Here is a 19,688-nt window from a genome sequence, read left to right as displayed (position 1 = left end):
CAGCCGCGACAACTGACTGGGTCCTAGGACTTGAAGGAGACGACTTTTATACCTCGAAGGTTACGTCGAATGTGCTTGATCGCTTCTCAAAGGGAAGCAATAACTCACAAGGGAATCGGGCTGCCTTGGCCGAGACCTCCCACCGCAATCATGGACGCGACGACCACCATCGACAGAGACATCATGAGCGTCTGATTGACACCTGCCATTATTGTCGGGAGGGCAAGCGGCAGCTGCGCCTTCAGAAGCAATTGGCGGTCGTTGGCTCCGAACGCCCGCATGGCCTCGATCACTTCTTCAGGAACCTGCACAATACCAAGATAAATGAGCCGGATCACGGGGGAGACTGCAAAAATAACCGTCACGATGACGCCGGGCACATTGCCGATGCCGAAAAGCATTACGATGGGCACGAGGTACACAAATGCCGGAATGGTCTGCATCCCGTCCAGCACTGGTCGCAAAACGGCATACAGCCACTCCGATCGGGTGGACATAATGCCGAGAGGAATGCCTATGGCCAGGGCAAAAATTAGGGCTGTAAGGACGATCGAAAGGGTGATCATGGTTTCCGTCCACACGCCGATAAAGCCGATAAAGAAAAGGATCGCGCCCAAAACGATAGCGAGGCGCCAGCTGGCCAGCTGCCATGCAACGAGGACAATCACTGCGATCACAAGCAGCGGCGGCGCCGACGTCATGACCGACACCAGCGACTGGAGAACCGTGTCGAAAGGGGCCTTTACCAGCTGGAAAAACGGCCTGTAATTGTCGACCAGCCACCGCAGACCATCGCTGACCGATTGTGCGAGCGGCAGGGTGCCACAAGCAAACGGATTTAAGATTCCACATCCGCTCATCGTTGCTCCCCGTTGCTATGAGCCGATTCAAGGTCAGCGCTAGCATGACTTTTCAGAGCGGGGTTGCGTAAAAAAGTAGCATGCCAAGTGATTTTATTTCGGCTGTAGACTGTGTCTGTCCTTCCCTTATCTTAATAACCACGAGCCTATAGGCGAACTGGAGCCAGGATCTGCCGTTCAAGGCATATTCCGCCCGTTACCAGACTCTTCCACCCGGAGGCTTTGCGTCATGGTGGAGCACCTCGTTTCTTCAGCCCTGCACGGCACCATCGTGGGTGGCACCACTGGGGAGTATTAATGCCCAGTCACGCGATGAGAACGTCAGTCTTCCCACGTCAGCAAGGACGCTGATCAAGGCAATATTCCGCTCATTGCGCGAGTCGGCCATCCCCACAGAGGATTGCATCGAATACGCGCTCGGGCCCGCGATTCATACGGGACAATAGGGCAGCCGACGGATTGGACAATCGGAAGCCTGGTTGGATTACGATCAGTCGATGGGGTTCTTCGGAATACCGTTCGAGCAGTCGAGCGCCCGCTATCAGCCTAGGCCCGGTCCAACCCACGCTGGTACCTCAAGGCGGCATTGCTGCGGAGTCGTCCCATGGATCACCTTGAAACATTTCGAGAAATGCGATGATGAAACGAAGCCGCATGCAATGGCAATGTCGATCAATGGCATCCGTGTGCCCTCGATCAGTCTCTTTGCGTGATCGAGTCTAACTTTCAAATAATGCTTCGCCGGCGAGACGCCAACGTGTGTGACAAAAAGTCGCTCAAGTTGGCGCCTTGAAACCCCGGCGCGGTGGGCCACGGCATGCATCGAGAGCGGGTTATCAAGGTTTGCCTCCATCGTCTGAACGGCGACAACAAGTTTTTGGCTGACGTTTGCGTACGACAGTCCCGATGGAGCAGTCTGGCGATTTGAACCAGAGCGTTGACCGTCAACAATCGCATGACGACATACTTGTTGCGCCACCGTTGCGCCAGCGTGGCTCGCAATGAGATCGACTGCCAGGTCGAACGCCGCCAGTTCGCCGGCGCAAGTGGAGTACTGTCCGTCCTTCACGAAGAGCGTTTCTAGTATACGCGGTTTGCGGAACACCTCGGAAAAAGCGGCGAGCCGGGACCAATGGATCGTGCAGGAGGTATCGGCTAACAAGCCAGTTTCTGCCAGGAGCCACGTGGCCGTGCCCAATGCCGAGATGAAAATGCCCTGCCTTGCCACGCGTCGTAGGAACGCCTGCAACTGCGGAGTGTGCTGATGTTCAACCTGCTCACCCGCGATGATTACGAGCTGGTTGAGATGCGCATTGCTAGCGCTTAAGGCCCCGGTGGTGACTTCAACAGAAATTGCGATGTTGTTCGCACCGTAAACCGGCTTGTTGTCTAGCCCCGCAATTTGCCACCGAAACAAAGAGGCCTTCGTCAGCACATTCGCTATCCGAAACGGCTCGAGGTAAGCGTGAAGCGCAAGGTGCGAAAAGCCTGGCAGTACCAGAATGGCAATGTCCAGCGTTCGATCGAGGGACAGATCATCCGGCCGCTCTATAGCTTTTATCGCGTGGATTGTAGCCGGAGCGTTCATCAGCGTCCGTATGTTACTATTGGTCCGCCGAGTTTCTTTGCCTGGGGCTGAACACCGAGCCCAGGCCGCTGCGGCACGGCAATATGCCCGTTTCGTATCACTATTGGGTTCTCGGGATCATAGTGCCCGTCGATGTACTCCTGGGCAATCCATGCGCCTTCAAACCGCCGTGGCTCGACTGTCGAGGCGAGATGGACGCAAGCTGCTGCAATCACATCGCCGCCCCACGCGTCATCGCAAGTGTGCGGAAGAGATCGGATCGCACAGATGTCCCGGACAGTGGTCATCTTCGTGAGGCCGCCCAGTCGCGTGACCTTGAAGCCGAAGCCGTCCGCAATGCCGGTCGAAATCGCCCGCAGCACTGCGTTCTGGTCCTCGGTGTTTTCGTCCAGATAGACAGGGTGCGTCACGCGGCCCTTGAGTGTCGCGACCTCTTCCATCGTGTTGCAGGGCTGCTCGAAGACGAACGGGATAGTCTGGCAGAGTCTGTCGAGGTGGATTGCGGCGGCGACGGTCAGGCCCCTGTTACCGTCCACCGCGATGCGCGCCTTGTAGCCGACCGCCTCCCAGACCTTATGGACCGTGGCAACATCCTCCTCGAGGTTGCGCCCGGCGATCTTGATCTGCAGGCGCGGATAGCCTGCCTTCACCTTGTCGGCGGCGACCCTGGCTGTTTCGTCCGGCGGGCCGACGATCAGCGAATAGTAGGCCGGGACCCGGTCCGTCAGCGCGCCGCCCAGAAGCGTCGAGACTGGCACGCCGAGCTTCTGGCCGAGAAGATCGAGAAAGGCAATGTCGAATGCGGCCTTGGCATAGCCGTGCCCGTTCAGGCGCTCGTCCATTCGTGTTGCCAGAAGCCTGATCGAGGCGATCTCCAGACCGACGAGGCCCGGCGCGATTTCGGCGATCGCGGCGCGGGCGCCGAGTGCGTGGTGCGGCTGATAGACAGGCCCGACCGGACACGTCTCACCCCAACCGATAATGCCATCATCCGTGACGATCTCGATCAAGGTACTGTCGAGCGACTGGACGTCGGTACTCGCCATCCGGTACACGCCCCCCTTCACCGGGAGCGGGGTCGTATATACATTGATTGTCTCGATGCGCATCGTTGAACTCAATGTTCGTCGTTGAGGGCTTCAACCGCAGGAATCTCGCGCGAACGGCGTTCGATATATGCTCGCAGTTCCTCATCTTTGGCCGGGTCCAACTTGGGCTCCTGATACTCTCCCAAAAGATGCCTGGCGTGTTCAAGGGCGCGCTGTTTTATGTCCTTCGATCCATCGGCCTTCCACTGCTCAATGGAATTGTTGTCGAAGAGCTTTGGAATGAAAAAGGCGCGTTGAAAATTGGCCTGGGTGTGTGGGTGGCCGAGGTAATGGCCGCCAGGTCCAACATCACGAATGGCCGACAGAGCTTCGTCGAAATCATCCCATTGGATGCCCTTGGTCATGCGGTAGCCCATGTCGCAGACCTCCGCGTCGACAACAAATTTGGCGATTGAGCAATGCATGCCGGCTTCGTTCCAGCCTGCCGAATGCCAGATATAGTTGGCCCCCGACATCAGCACCGCCATCATCGTCATCGCGCTTTCGTAGCCCGCCTGAGCGTCGAATATTTTCGCGCCGCCCAGCAAGTTGGAGGTGCGCCATGGGATGTTGTATCGCCGAGCCATCTGACCGATCATGAAGTTCATGAGCGATATCTCGGGCGTTCCAGCCATAGGGGCGCCAGACTGCATCGAGACCGTCGAAAGGTAATGGCCGTAGATGGCCGGGCAGCCCTTGCGGATCACCTGGGTATAGGCGAGCGCCGAGAGCGCTTCAGCGTTGAGCTGCGCCACAGCGGCCGCCGTCGAGGCGGGCGTGTTCGCGCCGCCGAGCACGAACGGCGAGCACAAGACCGGCTGGTTGCGCCGGCAGAACGCCCGCATGGCACCAAGCATGACCTGATCCCACACAAGCGGCGAATTGCCATTGCAATTGCCGGTCGTGACGGCATGGGTCTCGAGGAAGCCCTCGCCGAAGAGGATCTCGCACATGTCGAGCACATCCTCGGCATTCTTGGGCGAGGTCGTCATACCCATGAAGATCTTATCGGAATGCTTCATTGACGAATAGGTGATATGCAGGTGCCGATGCGCGACGACGAGGTCCATCGGCTCGACGATGTGATGCGCCGATGAATGCAGCGCCGGCATCATGTGCGCCAGCTTGTGGAAGGTGCCCAAGTCCGCGATGGTCGGGCCTCGCCTGACGTCATCGAGGTCACGCATATAAGGAGCGCCGGTCATCGGCACGAATATCGACTTGCCGCCTCCAAGCTCGACATTCTTCGAAGGGTCGCGAGCGAAATATTCGATTTCGGGTGGAATGGTCTTGATAAGCTCCATAACGAGGCCGCGGTCGAGGTGAACGCGATCGTCTGCGCGCACGTCCGCTCCGGCACGCTTCCAGTCCTCAATCGCGATCGGATCGCGGAAAACAACGCCAACTTCCTCCAGGATTGCAAGAGAGGCCTCGTGAATGCGCTCGACCTGCTCAGCGTCCATCGGCTCGACCACCGGGAGACCACGCCTGAGCGTCGGCAGCATTTCGACGTTGGGCGCCGTGCGGATCGTTCGGCGCGCATCCCGCCCACCTCTTCGCGAAGCTCTCGCTTCAGCAGTCATGCTGGTCTCCAAAACAAAAGAAAAGCAGGGCAATGAGTAAGCGCCCTCAGCGTGACTATTGCTTAATCCTGGGGACTCGACCTAATGCAAAAGTCTCACCCCGGTGTTGACTAAAGCGCCGTCCGGATTTCGGGGCGGGCAGTTTGGTTGAAGTGTCCAATGGTTCGTCGCTACTACGATCTCCCGTCCCTGACCGCCCTTGCAGTGTTCGAGGCATCTGCACGGCACTTGTCGTTCAAGCTCGCGGCTGCCGAACTTAACGTGACACCGGGTGCAGTGAGTCGGCAGATTAAGGCCATTGAGGACGAGATTGGCGTTCCTCTTTTCGTACGGCTGGGAACCGGAGTCATGCTCACCAGTGCCGGTGAGGACCTTTATGCGGTACTGGCAACTGGCTTTTCCAGGGCGTCGGAGGTTGTCAGAAGCATTAAGAAGGGTGATCGCTCCAAGAACGTCACAATCGCCTGTTCAGATGGCATCGCGTCAATGTGGCTGATACCGCGTATGCCGGGTTTCTGGAATCGTTATCCGGAAATCGCGGTCGACCACCTGATTTCCGACAATTCGCGCGACTACCGGCGCGCTGAAGTCGAGTTGCGGATCCGCTATGGGTTCGGTTCATGGCCGGACGAAAGCACAGAACTGCTATTTGACGACACAATTTATCCTGTGTGCGGGCCTGATTTTGCTCAAGAGCACCGGGATGCCACGGCAGAGTCGCTTCCCGAGCTGCCGCTCCTCCACGTCAACTGGGTAGATCCAGATTGGACTGGGTGGGATGAGGTATTCAGGCGCGCCGGTATCCCCCATGGAACTCCTCGCGGCCGCAGATTTGGCAAATTTTCGGTGACGTTGCAGGCCGCTCAGGCCGACCAAGGCATCGCCGTGGGGTGGCACCGGTTGGTGCTGCCGCTCATAAAAGACGGCAAATTAGTCAGGATCACCGACCTCGAGCTGCCTGCTCCGGGGGGGTATTATCTTACCTGGAATGACAACCGAACACTTTCGCCCGCCGCGGAGCTCTTGCGAAAATGGCTAAGAGAGCTCGCCGCGGAAGAGCGGGAAAACTGATGCCTGTAGCTCGTACACCGGTACGCCATTTGCACCCAAAGTCCCCGGCGTGTGTCGGAGGGACACTCGTCGTCAAGCAGCCCTTGGCCTCACGATCGAGCGCGGCGCGTGTTGCGAGGCTCACCGCTAGGCTCGCTTTGCCAGCCGATTGCCCAAGAGATGTAATAGTGCCCGAGGCGTTCTTTTCGATGTGAGCGATGTCTGCTGACTAGTCAACCAATCGGCGAAACGCACCTTTTAATCCGGCCGCGCTGGTGAGGCGCGAGAGCATGTGTGGCGCAACTACCTGTTCTATCCTCGCTCGCTGCGTTCCGTAACTCGGGTTTCGATGCGCTGCTTTCTGTTCGCGGGCAACAGTTTTCGCAGGCCGATTAACCCCGCAGGGAAGCAGCCCATTCATCTTATTGGCGGATCACTAGCGGACACTGCAACGGCCGGCTCGCCGGGTCCCAGCAAAAAAGTCGCCTGTCGAGTGATTTTATTTCGACTGCTAGGCGCACCATCCTTCCCTATAACCATGGGCCTGAACCCAATTTGGAGCCAGGCAGATGTCGTTCAAAGGCGTTATTCCGCCCGTTACCACGCCGTTTCATTTGGACGGATCGATCGACCGCGACGGCTTCTGTGTGATGGTCGAGTACCTTGTCTCGTCGGGTGTGCACGGCATCATCGTCGGAGGGACGACCGGGGAATACTATGCCCAATCCCGCGATGAACGTGTCAGCCTACTGAAGCTTGCCAGGAGCGTGGTGAAGGGGAAGATGCCTCTAATCGCCGGTGTTGGTGCTATTCGCACCGACGACTGCATTGAATATGCGCTAATAGCGAAAGACCTGAAGTACGACGGCATCCTTATCGGCTCGCCGTACTACGCCGTTCCCACGCAGCTCGAACTTGCCAATCATGCTCTGGCGATCGACAAGGCCGCCAATCTGCCGGTGATGCTCTACAACTATCCCGGACGAACCGGCACGATGATGGAGCTCGAGTTCCTGGATCGAGTCGGTCGCAGCACCAATTTCTGCGCCATCAAGGAATCCAGCGGCAGCATGAACCAGTTGCATGCGCTGGCGCGTGACTATCCGCATATCGACCTGTTCTGCGGTATGGATGATCAGGCGCTGGAGTTCTTCGCCTGGGGCGCAAAGGGCTGGGTCTGCGGCGCCGGCAACTGTCTGCCTGCGGAGCATCTTGCGCTCTATGACGCATGCGTGATTGAGAAGGACTTCACCAAGGGCCGGCAGATTATGTCGGCGCTGCTGCCTTTGATGAGACTTCTCGAACAAGGCGGCAAATTCGTCCAGAGCATCAAATTTGGCTGCGAGCTGGCAGGATTGCCGGCTGGGCCAGTGCGCCGGCCGATGCGCGCACTCGACGACGAACAGAAGCGGGAACTCGAGACGACGATCCGCACCCTTAAGGCAGTCATTGCATCAATCACCGCAAAATCCCAAAAGAGGGCTTCCGAGAATGTCATCGCTATTAACGCGTGATGAGTACCAGAATCTGGCGGAGAGCCTGCCGCTGCCAACCAACGCGGTGATCGACGGAACGGCGCGGCCGGCACACTCCGGCGGGACGTTCGAAACCATCAATCCCGCGACGGGGCAGGTGATTGCTAGGATAGCCTCCTGCAGTCAGGTTGACGTCGATCTCGCCGTCCAAAAAGCCCGGCTGGCGTTTGAATCGGGCGCTTGGTCGCGTGCGCATCCGAGCGAGCGCAAGCGCGTGCTGCGCCGCCTTGTCAAGCTGATGAAGCGCAGCGCTCACGAGCTTGCCGTGCTTGAGACCATTGAAAGCGGCAAGCCGATCTACGATGTCGAAAGTATTGACATTCCCGAGGCCCTGCATTGCCTGGAATGGCACGCGGAAGCGACCGACAAGGTATACGGTCAGACGTCGCCATCAGGCGATGGCGTCGTGTCCATGATCGTGCGCCAGCCGCTGGGCGTGGTCGCTTGCGTTCTGCCCTGGAATTTTCCGATCCTGATGTTGGCCTGGAAGATCGGGCCGGCACTGGCAACCGGTAATTCGGTAATCGTCAAGCCGGCCGAGCAGACCAACATGTCGACGTTGCGGATCGCGGAGCTGGCGCATGAGGCCGGCTTGCCGCCGGGCGTCTTGCAGATCGTCACGGGGCCGGGCGAAGTGACCGGCAAGGCAATCGGCATGCATCCCGATATCGACATGGTTGCCTTCACGGGATCCACTGATGTCGGCCGGAAATTCCTGGAATATTCCGCCAAGTCCAACCTAAAGCGCATCGTGCTCGAATGCGGGGGGAAGAATCCGTGCATCGTGCTCGATGACGCCGAGAACTTGGATGTCGTCGCACAGCATGTCACCCAGGCTGTCTTCTGGAACATGGGCGAGAACTGCTCGTCCAATTCCCGCCTGATCGTGCACGAGAAGATCAAGGACCGCTTGGTGGAAACGGTCCTCCACAAGCTCAAGGAATGGCCTTTGGGCGAGCCGTTGGATCCGGGCAATCGGCTGGGCGCCATTGTGTCGAAGGAGCAGTTCGACCGCATCATGGGCTACATCAAGAAGGGGCGGGCGGAAGGCGCCAGGATCGTCACGGGCGGCAACGCCCACAAGCATGGGAAAGGCTATTTCATCGAGCCCACCGTATTCGACGATGTCACGCCCGAAATGACGATTGCGCGAGAGGAGATTTTCGGTCCAGTGCTCTCGGTCATCAAGGTAGCCAACGCTGACGAGGCACTCCGGGTCGCCAACGATACGCAATACGGGCTTGCAGCTTCAATCTTTACCGCCAATCTCGGCAAGGCGCATCGCATCGCGCGCGACATTCGCGCCGGGACGGTGACCATCAACTGCTACGGCGAAGGAGACGTCTCGACCCCCTTCGGCGGCTTCAAGCTTTCGGGCTTCGGCGGACGAGACAAGTCATTGCACGCCCACGACCAATATACTGAACTCAAGACCATCTGGGCGGACATCTCCGATCCTAAAGTTTCGAGTTCGGTAGACTAGCCTGGCCGCACCGATGAGCGATCATGAAGCTGTCCGCACGCCCGCGGACACATCGATGCCCGGCTGGTACGGTATTCTGCCGCCTCCCAAGGCACCTGAGGTGCTGCGCGGCCGCCACAAGGCGGACTGGCTCATTGTAGGAGCTGGGTTTGCTGGATTGGCGGCCGCGCGGCGCCTCTCACAATTGGTGCCGAACGAGCGCATAGTGGTAGTCGACGCGCAGCGTGTTGGCTGGGGTGCTGCAGGGCGCAACTCCGGCTTCATGATCGACCTGCCGCACGAGCTTGGCGGCGAGAACTATGGCGGAAGCCAGGACCACGACCGCAAGCGCATCCGCATGAACCGCGCCGCGATCGAGTTCTCGGCTTCCGCAGCGGACGAATACGGATTGCAGAGCTTCTTCGTTCGGGCCGGCAAGTTCCATGGCGCAGCGACCGATCATGGCCTCGCCGTGCTACGCGAGTTTGAAAACCACCTGACAGGCTTGGCCGAACCGTTCGAGCGACTCGACCGGACGCAGCTAAAGCAGATCACTGGAACCGATTTCTTCGTCGGCGGCACCTTCACGCCGGGGACGGTGATGGCACAGCCAGCCGGATTCATTCGTGGACTCGCTGAAGGTTTATCCAGCCGCGTGCAGCTATTCGAGAATTCACCCGTCACATCCCTGCAGACCGGCAAACTGCACACGGTGAAAACGGCCGAGGGCGAGATCTCGGCCCCGCGGCTGATATTCACAATCAATGGCCATCTCGAAAGTTTTGGCTTTTTCAAAAAACGCCTGCTGCATGTGTGCACCTACGCCAGCATGACAAGGCCGCTCTCCAAAAGCGAGCAGGCTGTCCTGGGCGGTGAGCCGCATTGGGGCTTGATCCCGGCTGATCCGATGGGCTCGACCATCCGCCGCATCGGAGACCGCATCGTCGTCCGCAACACCTTTACCTATAACCCGGACATGTCCACGAGCGAGAAACAGATCAATCGGATTGGGGCCGCGCACGATCTGTCGTTCCGGGCGCGCTTCCCGATGTTGGGTAGGATACCGATGGAATTTCGTTGGGGAGGCCATCTCTGTCTTTCTCTCAACTCCGCGCCGGCATTTGGCGAAGTCGAAGAGCGGGTTTTCGTGGCCGGCTGCTGCAACGGGCTCGGAACGGTGCAGGGCACGCTCTATGGCATGCTGGCCGCCGACCTTGCCACCGGCCGCAATGAACCAATGGTTGCCGATGCCTTGAACGAGCCGACTCCTGTTCGGCTCTATCCGAAGCCGATCATGTCGATCGGCGCGCCGCTGAGGCTTTGGGCGATGCAGAGGCGCGCTGGGAGAGAGCTGTAGCGATCAAATGGCCCGCTCCCTCGGTGGAGAATGTCCGGAATAGCTCGCCGCAGGCGACAACGTTCGATTATCGTTCCAGGTGAGATAATATCGCTCGGCCTGCGGGCACAGGCAAGAAACCGTCCGGCCATTGCGCTTGCCGTCGAGGCCGTAGGCTTGAAAAAGAGCGTCTATTTCTGGAGCTTGCCGAGCTACAGGAACGCCCCCGCTTCTTCTGCCGGCCTGCTCTGCTCGCCATACACCGGTCTCGACTATGCCAGCCTCGCCCCAGCCCCGGATGGAAGAATGAGCGGCACACACAATCTCCGTCATCGAAGCGCCGCGACCGGCCGGAGGTGGGTTTCGATCACCGTCATGAGCAGACGGCCCGAGCGCGGCACGGTATAGAGCGGGCAACGGTTTCAGCGCGCCGGGCAGGGCTGGTCAGGTTCGCGGTAATGGTCTCGAAGACGTAGCCGAATGCCCGAAGCGACAACGGACGTGCTTGCTGGGACGTGATCAGAAAGGGATGGCGTCCCTTGGCCCGATAATTCTGAACGTAGAGGTCATGGACCTTCGGGACTTCAAGGGACATCGGTAATTGCCGGCGGCTGTTTCCGTCTTCAGCCCAGGTGCTTCATATCGGGGATCTAAGTCAGGGCTCGGCTCGACATTGATCCAGTAGCGTTCTCACCGGTTGAGGGATCGAATTCGTCTTTGATGGCATTTGCCGGCAGAAGTCCGACTTCTCCGCGCCGCAGTCCCAGTGCAGTAGTAAAAGGAAGATCAGAAGATTGCGCCATCGAAGTGGGGTGCTACGGAACGGATTGCGTGCCGAGGTGGAATCGAACTGCTCCCAGAGATCCTCGATGACAAGCGCCGGAAGCGCCTTCAGCGGGGCTCTCGTCGACGGAGGTGCCGGCGTCAGTTGACCATACAATGCGCAGCTTGCCGAGAAAGCCAGCCAGCACCTGCTCAAGAGCATCGAGGTCGCCCTCTGCCAGGAGACACTATCCAGCCGATCCGTTCCTAGCTGTGCCGCCGCCGACGCATAGAGGCGGTCGAGAGCGCCAAGATGCACCTGCTGCGTTCGATCGGACGCGCGAGCGTGAGCCATTTCCACGCAGATCGTCGGCCAATAGCGAGGCCGGCCGTGTCGGTCTGTAAGGACCCAGCCAGCCAACGACGGAGGCAGCGGTCGATGACGCAGCTTCAAACACGGCATGTCTCGAAGGTAACTTCAAACCGCAACGAAAAACACCGCCTAGCGGTGTTTACGGGCCGCTACGCTCCTCTATTGGGGCGCTCCGCTTCGCGGCCCGCAAACACCTCATTCAACGCTGAGATTGGCATTGACGGCGGTTTCCTTGCGGAAAGAAAGCGCACGTGCCAAGCGTACCGCAACCCAAATTTGCAACACTTCTGGAACTGCCTCTAAGTTCCATAACAGATATTATGCAACTTTAGCGTGTAGCGGCTTACAAAAACCCTCTCTTCGTGCATCATTTCAGCGCTGCAGACCGCCAAGAGCAAAGCTCTGTGCCGCCTGAGCCGCCAATAAATGCTTACCTAGGAATAGGCTCGCCACGAAGCGGGTCAGCCGCCGGCACTGAGCGGTTGATGGTTGCCGGATCAACACCTATTCTGGCGGCCCAGTCCTGCAAATTCTTGGGTCTGTAGGTAAGCTGCGCGCGCCAACGGTCGAAAACACTGCCGTCGATCGTCTCATTGATCGTTGAAGTCGTGGCGTCGCTGCCCGCAAGCGGCGGTGCGCCTATCGGCCGATTATAGGGCTTTGTAAAATAGCGATAAATTCCGCCAAGAAAGCCGGCGTAGGAGTCGGCAACTGGTGGGAGAGCATTGCCCTGGTCTACATCGACCTGCGATCGGAATTTGAGTCCATGGAACTCGGCCTTGGCCATCAGCCACTTCAATGGAATCTGGGCCAGCAGATCACTTGGGTAACCCCCGCCAATGTTGGCATGCGCACCCACAAACCATCGCTGTTCCACGTTCTCGATCGCTCGAGCTGGTGCTGGATTGGAAGCACCGGCCGCCACCGTCCTGGTCCAGAGCGTCGGCGCAAATGAAGCGCGATGCTCATCGATCGCCAGCGCATGATAAGCATTGAGGTTGCTGAGCCTGAGATGCGTATCAAGAAACCTGTATTTCGCAATATTGCGCTTTGCGCCGATCGGCACTCCGAGGGAGCCCACGGTGTCCCAGATGCCAACAAAATCAATATTGATCGGATTGGAATACCGCAGAAGCCAGCGCTCCTCGAGTTGGACAGCGGTCGCATCTCCTCCTGCCCGCTCGAGAACCTGAAGCAGTTCACGAATCGTCTTGTCGGTTCGCCGCCGATAGCGATCGTAGAGCTGCCTTATGGAGATTGGAGAGCCCGGTTTGAGCAGTCCACATTTGGATATGAGCCCGGACAAGCTCCGGGCGGTGTAGGCGCCGCGGCTAAAACCAAAAATGTAGAGCTTGTCTCCCTTATTGTAGTGATCGACTAACCATTCGTAGGCTTCGGAAATTTCATGGTCGATCCCAAGGCCGAACAGGCCACCACGGATTTTCTCCCCGAGTTGCGTACCTACGCCCGTGCTGTAGTAGACCAGTTGTGCCGGATCATCGGGATCACAAAGAGACTTCAGGCGCCAGACGTTGGTGTTGTCTCCGACCGTATTCCAGGTGCCGTCGAGAAAAACCGCAAGACGCTTTGGATTGCCCATGTCCCCTGCTCTGCTGAAAAAGCTGTGCTAGTCTAGCATTTATTAAATGGCGACTCGGCGCTGTAGCCTTGGAAAAACTTTACACCCAACTCGCGAACACAGAGGCTTAAATGTCAAACAAAGAGAAAAAGCCTTCGAACCTATCAACCACTAAAATCGGCGATGCACATACGACCAGGACAACATCGAACGCCAGGGTGACTGATCGCCTCGATCAGTGGGGCTCGAAACCGTCTGGCTCGAGCACCGACAACGCCGGCGCTAGACAAACCGGCGCCGGTGGTGGTGCGTCGGGGGACAAGAAGCGCTCATAGAGCTTTCTAGCTTGAGCCAAATTCAGACCATCGCTGACGTGATTACCATCGCGGGCCTTCCTGTCGCGGTGGTGACGTTGTTATTCTCATTCTGGGAAGCCAGGGCGAACCGTCGTGCCACGTCAGCCGCTATCTATCTTGCGGTCGTCCAATCGATGCGGGAGGAGTGGAGGGCCTTTGATAAAGCCTCTCCTGACGACCAAGAGGATCATTTAGCGGAAGTCCTGAACCTTACGGAGATCGCCTGTGGGATCGAGGCCGACGGAATTCTTGCCGGTCGAAGCGGTAAGTTCCTCCAACACAGCATCGACGGCATTTTGAATTCGATCGACAAAAGCCCTAATTTGCAGGCGTTGGTTTCGAAGCTCCGCACCCATGAGCATACTTTTGTTGAGAGCGAACGCTACCGCGCGCGAAGTTTGCGAAAGCGGACCAAGGACGCCGCTCACAGCACTCGTGGCCCTCCATAATCCCTTGAGGTTAAGAGCAGCGCCACATTGTCCTTTTAGGGTTTAGACCCCCTGAACCCGTGCCCCGACGAACGCGATGGGATCTCTCGCATTACCCGCAATCCATGCTTCTATGAGTCGCCCGAGAATAGGCTGGAACCATCATGACTGACTTCTTCATCAGCTATACGCATGCCGATACGGCTTGGGCCGAATGGATTGGTTACGTGCTCGAGGAGGCCGGATTAACTGTCACCATCCAGGCTTGGGATTTCCGGCCGGGAAGCAACTTTGTGCTCGAGATGCAACGGGCTGCCGCGGAAGCAGTCCGCACAATTTTGGTCTTGTCGCCCGACTACCTGAAATCGCAGTTCACCTCTCCGGAATGGGCTGCGGCCTTTACAAGCGACCCACAGGGGCTGAACCGTAAGCTGGTTCCTGTACTGGTGCGCCCTTGCCAACCGATTGGTCTCCTGACGTCGCTCGTTCAAATCCGTATCATCGACATGCCAGAAGAAACTGCTCGGGCAACCTTGCTGGCCGGCATCGATAGCAACCGTGCGAAGCCTCTAACTCGACCGAACTTTCCGGGCCTCGCCGGAAGTGTCCCACATAAGGATTTCCCGGGACCTGACAGACAGGACAGCGCGGGCGGGTCGCGCCTGACGACTATCCTCCCGAACCTCAAACGAATTCCTACCGATGCCGAAAAACGGCGCTTCATCCGAGAGGGCTTTGAAATCATCCGGGCGTTGTTCGAAAAGAATCTCAACCTTGCTCAGCAAGATCCGCGCATCGAGACCGATTTTCAGGCCGTTACCACCGACTTCCGCGCGGAGCTTTTCGTCGACGGCGGCAGCAAATGTGCGTGCAGGGTTTGGATGGGCGGTCCCTTCTCGGACAACGGCATTCAGTTCTCCGAGGGCCTACGCAGCAACGACAACAGCTTCAACGAGCTTTTGACGATCGACCAAGAAGACGGCCTGCATTTCGCAGCGACGATGGCAATGGGCCTGTCCGAATTCGAAAGGTCAATCAACGTGAAACGGATGACAGCTGAACAGGCCGCAGACTATCTGTGGCATCGCTTCACGTCGCGGCTGGCGCCTTCATGGTAATATTCCGGCCGCTTGCGAAGGGGCTGGCTGCGCAGGATATCAACTTGAGCGTTTCACGGGCGCCGCGAGACAGATCGGGGCGCTTCCGTTTTGCAAAGCGAAACGACACGAAGGATATATTGTCCTGCCACAGATCAGAACACGTCGACTACTGCCCCTTGCGGGCTTGTTTGTATCCGGACCCGACCATCCCTTCGCGTGGTTAGGACATGCCGTCGTTCCCCGTTCAGCTCGAATCCGCGGCAACGATGGCGGTACCAGCGCACGGTGTCCTGCGATGCGGACAAAGTACGGGGAGAGGCCTGTCTCATCGAAAAGACGCTCGCTGCACCCGTTGCGTCTGCCGTGGTGGGAGGCGACCAAGATGTCGACCTCGCCCATGGCCGCGCGGAAGCTTTCGCGAGCCAACAGACGCTCCCACCCAGCAACTTCCATATCGCCCGGAAAACAAATCCTTATGCCATGGCTTTCAATGATCGAGACCAGGCTGAGGTTGTTCTCATCCTCGAATTCGGCCGGATAACGGTTCCAGAAGCTGCGGATCTTGAAGTCGCCGTAGTCGATATTGCTGCTGACGGACGCAGTGTACCTCGCCATCAAATCCGCGAGCGCATCAATGCCTCGGCCTATGCCACCGATTTCCTTGAGTTGCCGGAGGTTGTGCGGCGACACCGAGGGATTTTTCATCAGCGTTCCTATGCTGACGGTCTCCACCAGGTTGTGCAGGTCGCTCGCATGGTCCTCGTCGAAATTCGAAATGATGAGTTTGTCGATGTGGGAGATGCCCCGGCGCGGAAGATAGGTCGAAGGCCGCCAATTGGTGCTTGAGTTGTGGCCGGCATCAATCAGGATGTGCCTGTTGGTGCTGGTGACGATATGCGAGCACTGTCCGTGCTCGACATCGAAAATCCTGAGGTCCATGACTCAGTTGCCCGTGCTCGCGGCATTGCGTACCGCAGGCGTTTGCTGCAGCTGGACTTTGTCACAGGTCGTGAGCAAGGCCGTGGCGTACTGGATTCCAGCCTCCCATACCCAGCGGTTCGTGACCACGAAGATCCAGATGAGTATCGCAAACGCGTTCACTACCATGGCGGACAGCACCGCCGGACCCAGCGGGGTCAGGATTGCGATCGCTGAACGCCATGCGTGCGCCTGCACGAGGTCAATGAAGCCGGGGTTGCTGTAGATGATGGCGCCTAGTGAAGCCAGCAGGGTGATGGCACAGGCGGTGATGCCGATCGGCTTGAGCCCGCGCAGGTTGCGGCGAAAGCCGTATTGGGCATTTTCGCGGTTCACCATTGCGAACTCCTTCCCCCTCGCCCGTTCCTTGAGCCAAATCACGGCCGAATCGTAAACGGCATTGGCGGCGGCGGGATCTGCCGCCTCCTGTTCGGCGGTCGGGAAAACCGGAATGTTCGGCACGGCAGCGCCCAGGAAGGCGTGATAGCGACGGCGGGTATGCACGTCGAGCTCGCTAGTGTGCCGCAGCAGGATGGTCGTAGGCCATCCGCCCCACCGCCTGCGCAGTCCAGGCTCGATCCGTCGCCCCTTGGTTCGGGCCCATGACCCGAGCGCGTAGAGCAGGCCGCATGACGTCGCAATCGTGAGCAAAGTTGCTGCGACACTCGACACGATCAGCCAGGGAAACCAAGCCATGACTGCCAGCAAAGGCGGAAAGATCGTCAGCAGGCCCGGGAACAGTCGGGCCTGGCGACCATAGCCGTCGAACATCTGCGCGATGTCAGTGGTGAGAGGAATCGCCATGGCTATTCCTCGTACTCGTCAGGATAGCTTGCGGGCGTGAGCGCATTCCATCCACTCCGGGCGGGTGCACCGGCGGAGGAGGAACGGATGTCCCTGCCCTCGGTCATGTGCAGGTTCGCGCCGCGGTGGATCGCGGCGCGCATGACCACCTTTCGCGGATGATCCTCGTCTTCTTTTGCCGAGCTGATGATCGCCGTGAAATGGCCCTGCGCAGGAGGGTTTTCGAGGCGTGGACCTAGGATCTTATCCAGCAAATCAGTCGTGAGGTTGCGGCGCCCGCCGTGATGCGGGACCTGAAAGCGACTGATGCCAGGGAGCGAGAGCCCTGCAGCAGGCGCATAATCAATGACTTCCGCCAATCCGTCCCGGCCGGTGTCCGCCGTAAGCAAGATCTTCTCGCCGCACATCTCCGCGTACTGCACCACGCTCATCTCGTTTTCGTTGCTGGTGTCCTCTGCCGGGAACGCTTCGGCCCCCCACGCAGCCCTGATCAGGGCGACGGCCGTGATCGCTTTCTCGAGAAGCGTCGTGAAGATCCCGCCGCCCGTAACCTCCTCGGCCTTGGCCTCCGGCGTTTTGTTGGACGTGACGATCAGATCGAGAAACCGTGCCCGGGTCGGCGCCATCACGTGGAATGCGCCGATCCACGCGCCCTGGAAGGGCTCGCGGATCTCTATGCCCTTCTTGACCGCGATATCCTCAAGCGCAGCCAGGTTGGCGTAGGCCGACCGCAGAGTGGACCGCAAACGATCGATGCTGGTGTAGGTCTCGAACCGTCCAATAAGCTCGTCCGCATACATCCATGGCCGGAGCATCCACAGGACGCCGACCTCAAAATGCTCAAGGACCGCCACCAGGCCGCGGGCGTGGTCGCCATCATTGTGCGTGGCAACTACATGGTCGATGAATTTGGGATTGTCGTAGTGTGCCAGCACATGGTTGCGCAGGGTTTCACCGGTGGTGGCATAGCCGCCATCAACGACGTGGATGAACGTTGCACCGTCTTTTTCGTAGCGAAGCGCAATCGCGTCGCCGCTCTTCTTGGTTTCTACGCCAAGAAAATCGATTTCAAAATAGTCAGCCACTTGTTGGTCCCCTCCCCTCCGGGTGCATTGAATTACTGGAAATTCCTTCAGTCGCAAAGTTTTGTCGTCAGATGTGACTTGATGCTCTCGGTTACAAGAGCCCCTATACAGTTAATTTACGAAGTAGAAACCACGTTGGGTAGCTACGCCCACGATGCAGGAGCGGCTAAGCCGCTTCCGATCTTCGCCCCGCCTGCCCGACGGTAGCGCTTCAGTAATTTGCCTCATCCGAGAATGAGTGTTTGGCGCACCTGAGAACTGGCAAGCCCGTACATCAGCGTGTCAAGCTCGCGAGGACGCTTCCTGGCACCGCGCTTGCCATCGCACGGTGCACTTTCAGTGATGGAACCGTAAAAGATCTAGCCGAAGACATGCTGGCATACTCGGAAAGCAGGTGAGCGATGACCGCCGCGATTTTCGAAGGTTCGGCCTAGCGGTTCAGCGGAATACGCCCCAGTCGGCCCTTCCGAAGCGCCTCAGCAGCAAGGGTCCGACGATTGTCCCCGGGGCTTTTCTGAACCGCCAGTGGCTGGCGGTTGAGGCCAGACCATCGGCCTCCGCTACCTTCCCCTCCCCTCTCGGCGCACTCACTTGTGCGGCATGCAATATACCCCTTCGGATTGCATCAGTACCGCGCCACCCTTCAACTCGCTCAGTGCGCCGACCCACGCTTCCGAATAAGTGCGGCTGGCATCCACGGCCGTCAGCCAAAGAACGCGATTGTCGGCCAGTTCGACTTTAACTTCCTGCTGCAAAGGGCTTGCCTGCACGGTCTGTTGATAGTGGCGCTTGATCCTGACATTGCCAGCTGAGAATTCGGCTTCGTTGCTGCCGTAGTTCAGCACAAATCCAGAGCGTTCCTCAGTCACTGAGCAACCGCCATCACGCTCGCATACAATCTTGGCAGCGGTCTTGCAGTCCCACTTCAGTGAAGCGGGCCACATAGGATTCTCCACGCTTGATCGCGGCTTGTCGCTCTGAGCAGCCGCCGTCAACACTGCGCCTGTGTTCAAAATCACTGTGGACAGGAGAAGCGCCTTGAACACTACAAACCTCCCTGAATTGTGGCTCTTGGGTTTTGGCCTGGTGATCTCCTGGCTTATGGCATGTTGAGATCGAACCAGCTTTTCTGGCGCATGCCGTTCGCGTCATCATACTCGATGAACCAGGGCTTTCCGCGCATCGGTCGAGGGATGGTGTAGTAGGTGGGGCCATTACCAAGGGAATGCCCTCGATCGTTCCCCGCGGTCTGAATTTTTGCCGTCACCACCTTACCGTCGATTTCGATTTGGACCTGACGTGATCCGTCTCCATGATGTCCGCCGAGGGCGTTGTTTTTGAAAACGACGGGCAAGGAGAGCCTACCGGCCGCGATGCGGCAGATGTTTCGTTCTTGACCTAAGCCCGGCCGATCGGATTCGGAGCCGCCAACTGCTTGCCAGCCAGACGGACAATCCTCATACTTCTCAAATCTCGCCGCGCTGGAGTTGGCTTGCGGACAGGTCGGCCAATTAAAACCCGGGGCTTCCATCGCCGCAATCAACTTGTAAATTGGCGGGTGGCATGAGGGGGTGCCTTGCCATTCGCCGGAAAGACATAGGAGGACCTGACAGCCCCATTCCGACGCTTTTGATTGGGATGGAAGAGCTGCGGCGCCCGCGATGGCGACGGCACCCCCCAGTAGGAATTTGAGTATGGTCATAGCCTTTTCCTCGCTGCAG

Annotated in this window: 16 protein-coding genes; 6 read left to right on the top strand and 10 right to left on the bottom strand. The window is 58.5% G+C overall.

Translation table 11 applies throughout. The features are described 5' to 3' along the window. Positions 1-104: 104 nt before the first annotated feature. From NKH80_RS28605 to NKH80_RS28590, 4 genes are all read right to left on the bottom strand, one after another. Positions 105-860: an ABC transporter permease gene (locus tag NKH80_RS28605; RefSeq protein ID WP_352995125.1), complete on the bottom strand. Its 756-nt coding sequence runs from the start codon at positions 858-860 to the stop codon at positions 105-107. Between the two features lie 541 nt (positions 861-1,401). Beyond that, the gene (locus tag NKH80_RS28600) at positions 1,402-2,448 is read right to left on the bottom strand and encodes a GlxA family transcriptional regulator (protein ID WP_352995122.1); all 1,047 of its coding nucleotides are present in this window, start codon (positions 2,446-2,448) and stop codon (positions 1,402-1,404) included. Beyond that, positions 2,448-3,557, bottom strand: coding sequence for a mandelate racemase/muconate lactonizing enzyme family protein (locus NKH80_RS28595; RefSeq protein WP_352995119.1), 1,110 nt, complete (start codon positions 3,555-3,557; stop codon positions 2,448-2,450). Before NKH80_RS28595 ends, NKH80_RS28600 begins: the two co-directional genes overlap by 1 nt. A gap of 8 nt (positions 3,558-3,565) precedes the next feature. Then, positions 3,566-5,119 (bottom strand): trimethylamine methyltransferase family protein, encoded by a 1,554-nt coding sequence (locus NKH80_RS28590; protein WP_352995116.1) that lies wholly within the window; start codon positions 5,117-5,119, stop codon positions 3,566-3,568. A gap of 159 nt (positions 5,120-5,278) precedes the next feature. On the opposite strand from NKH80_RS28590, the gene NKH80_RS28585 reads away from it, so the two are divergent. The 4 genes from NKH80_RS28585 (at position 5,279) to NKH80_RS28570 (ending at position 10,523) form a co-directional block, all read left to right on the top strand. Further along, positions 5,279-6,190, top strand: coding sequence for a LysR substrate-binding domain-containing protein (locus NKH80_RS28585; RefSeq protein ID WP_352995113.1), 912 nt, complete (start codon positions 5,279-5,281; stop codon positions 6,188-6,190). Between the two features lie 548 nt (positions 6,191-6,738). Further along, positions 6,739-7,683 (top strand): dihydrodipicolinate synthase family protein, encoded by a 945-nt coding sequence (locus NKH80_RS28580; protein ID WP_352995110.1) that lies wholly within the window; start codon positions 6,739-6,741, stop codon positions 7,681-7,683. Continuing rightward, complete coding sequence (locus NKH80_RS28575) at positions 7,661-9,187, top strand: aldehyde dehydrogenase (RefSeq protein WP_352995107.1); 1,527 nt, start codon at positions 7,661-7,663, stop codon at positions 9,185-9,187. The genes NKH80_RS28580 and NKH80_RS28575 overlap by 23 nt, the downstream gene beginning before the upstream one ends. Positions 9,188-9,200: 13 nt before the next feature. Next, a complete protein-coding gene (locus tag NKH80_RS28570) occupies positions 9,201-10,523 on the top strand; it encodes an NAD(P)/FAD-dependent oxidoreductase (RefSeq protein ID WP_352995104.1) in 1,323 nt (440 codons plus the stop codon). A gap of 1,544 nt (positions 10,524-12,067) precedes the next feature. Here NKH80_RS28570 and NKH80_RS28565 read toward each other — a convergent pair. Next, positions 12,068-13,237, bottom strand: coding sequence for a T6SS phospholipase effector Tle1-like catalytic domain-containing protein (locus NKH80_RS28565; protein WP_352995101.1), 1,170 nt, complete (start codon positions 13,235-13,237; stop codon positions 12,068-12,070). Between the two features lie 325 nt (positions 13,238-13,562). Here NKH80_RS28565 and NKH80_RS28560 point away from each other — a divergent pair, with 325 nt between their 5' ends. Both NKH80_RS28560 and NKH80_RS28555 read left to right on the top strand, forming a co-directional pair. Beyond that, positions 13,563-14,021 carry a hypothetical protein gene (locus NKH80_RS28560; protein WP_352995098.1) on the top strand — a complete coding sequence of 153 codons (459 nt, stop codon included), beginning with the start codon at positions 13,563-13,565 and terminating at the stop codon, positions 14,019-14,021. Positions 14,022-14,164: 143 nt separating this feature from the next. Then, positions 14,165-15,118 carry a toll/interleukin-1 receptor domain-containing protein gene (locus NKH80_RS28555; protein ID WP_352647630.1) on the top strand — a complete coding sequence of 318 codons (954 nt, stop codon included), beginning with the start codon at positions 14,165-14,167 and terminating at the stop codon, positions 15,116-15,118. A 39-nt stretch (positions 15,119-15,157) separates the two neighbouring features. Here the strand turns inward: NKH80_RS28555 and NKH80_RS28550 are convergent, their stop codons facing one another. The 5 genes from NKH80_RS28550 to NKH80_RS28530 form a co-directional block, all read right to left on the bottom strand. Further along, positions 15,158-16,039, bottom strand: a complete 882-nt coding sequence (locus NKH80_RS28550) for a ComEC/Rec2 family competence protein (protein WP_352995094.1) — start codon at positions 16,037-16,039, stop codon at positions 15,158-15,160. Positions 16,040-16,042: 3 nt separating this feature from the next. Then, a complete protein-coding gene (locus NKH80_RS28545; protein ID WP_352995091.1) occupies positions 16,043-16,882 on the bottom strand; it encodes a hypothetical protein in 840 nt (279 codons plus the stop codon). Positions 16,883-16,884: 2 nt separating this feature from the next. Next, positions 16,885-17,967, bottom strand: a complete 1,083-nt coding sequence (locus NKH80_RS28540) for an MBL fold metallo-hydrolase (RefSeq protein WP_352995088.1) — start codon at positions 17,965-17,967, stop codon at positions 16,885-16,887. 587 nt (positions 17,968-18,554) lie between these two features. Continuing rightward, positions 18,555-19,013, bottom strand: a complete 459-nt coding sequence (locus NKH80_RS28535; RefSeq protein WP_352995085.1) for a hypothetical protein — start codon at positions 19,011-19,013, stop codon at positions 18,555-18,557. Positions 19,014-19,066: 53 nt separating this feature from the next. After that, positions 19,067-19,669: a hypothetical protein gene (locus NKH80_RS28530; protein ID WP_352995082.1), complete on the bottom strand. Its 603-nt coding sequence runs from the start codon at positions 19,667-19,669 to the stop codon at positions 19,067-19,069. Positions 19,670-19,688 lie beyond the last annotated feature (19 nt).

Source organism: Mesorhizobium sp. M0904, assembly GCF_040319475.1.
Lineage (GTDB): Bacteria > Pseudomonadota > Alphaproteobacteria > Rhizobiales > Rhizobiaceae > Mesorhizobium.
Note: the sequence above shows the minus strand (reverse complement) of the source record. Positions and strands in the feature narration are given on the sequence as shown.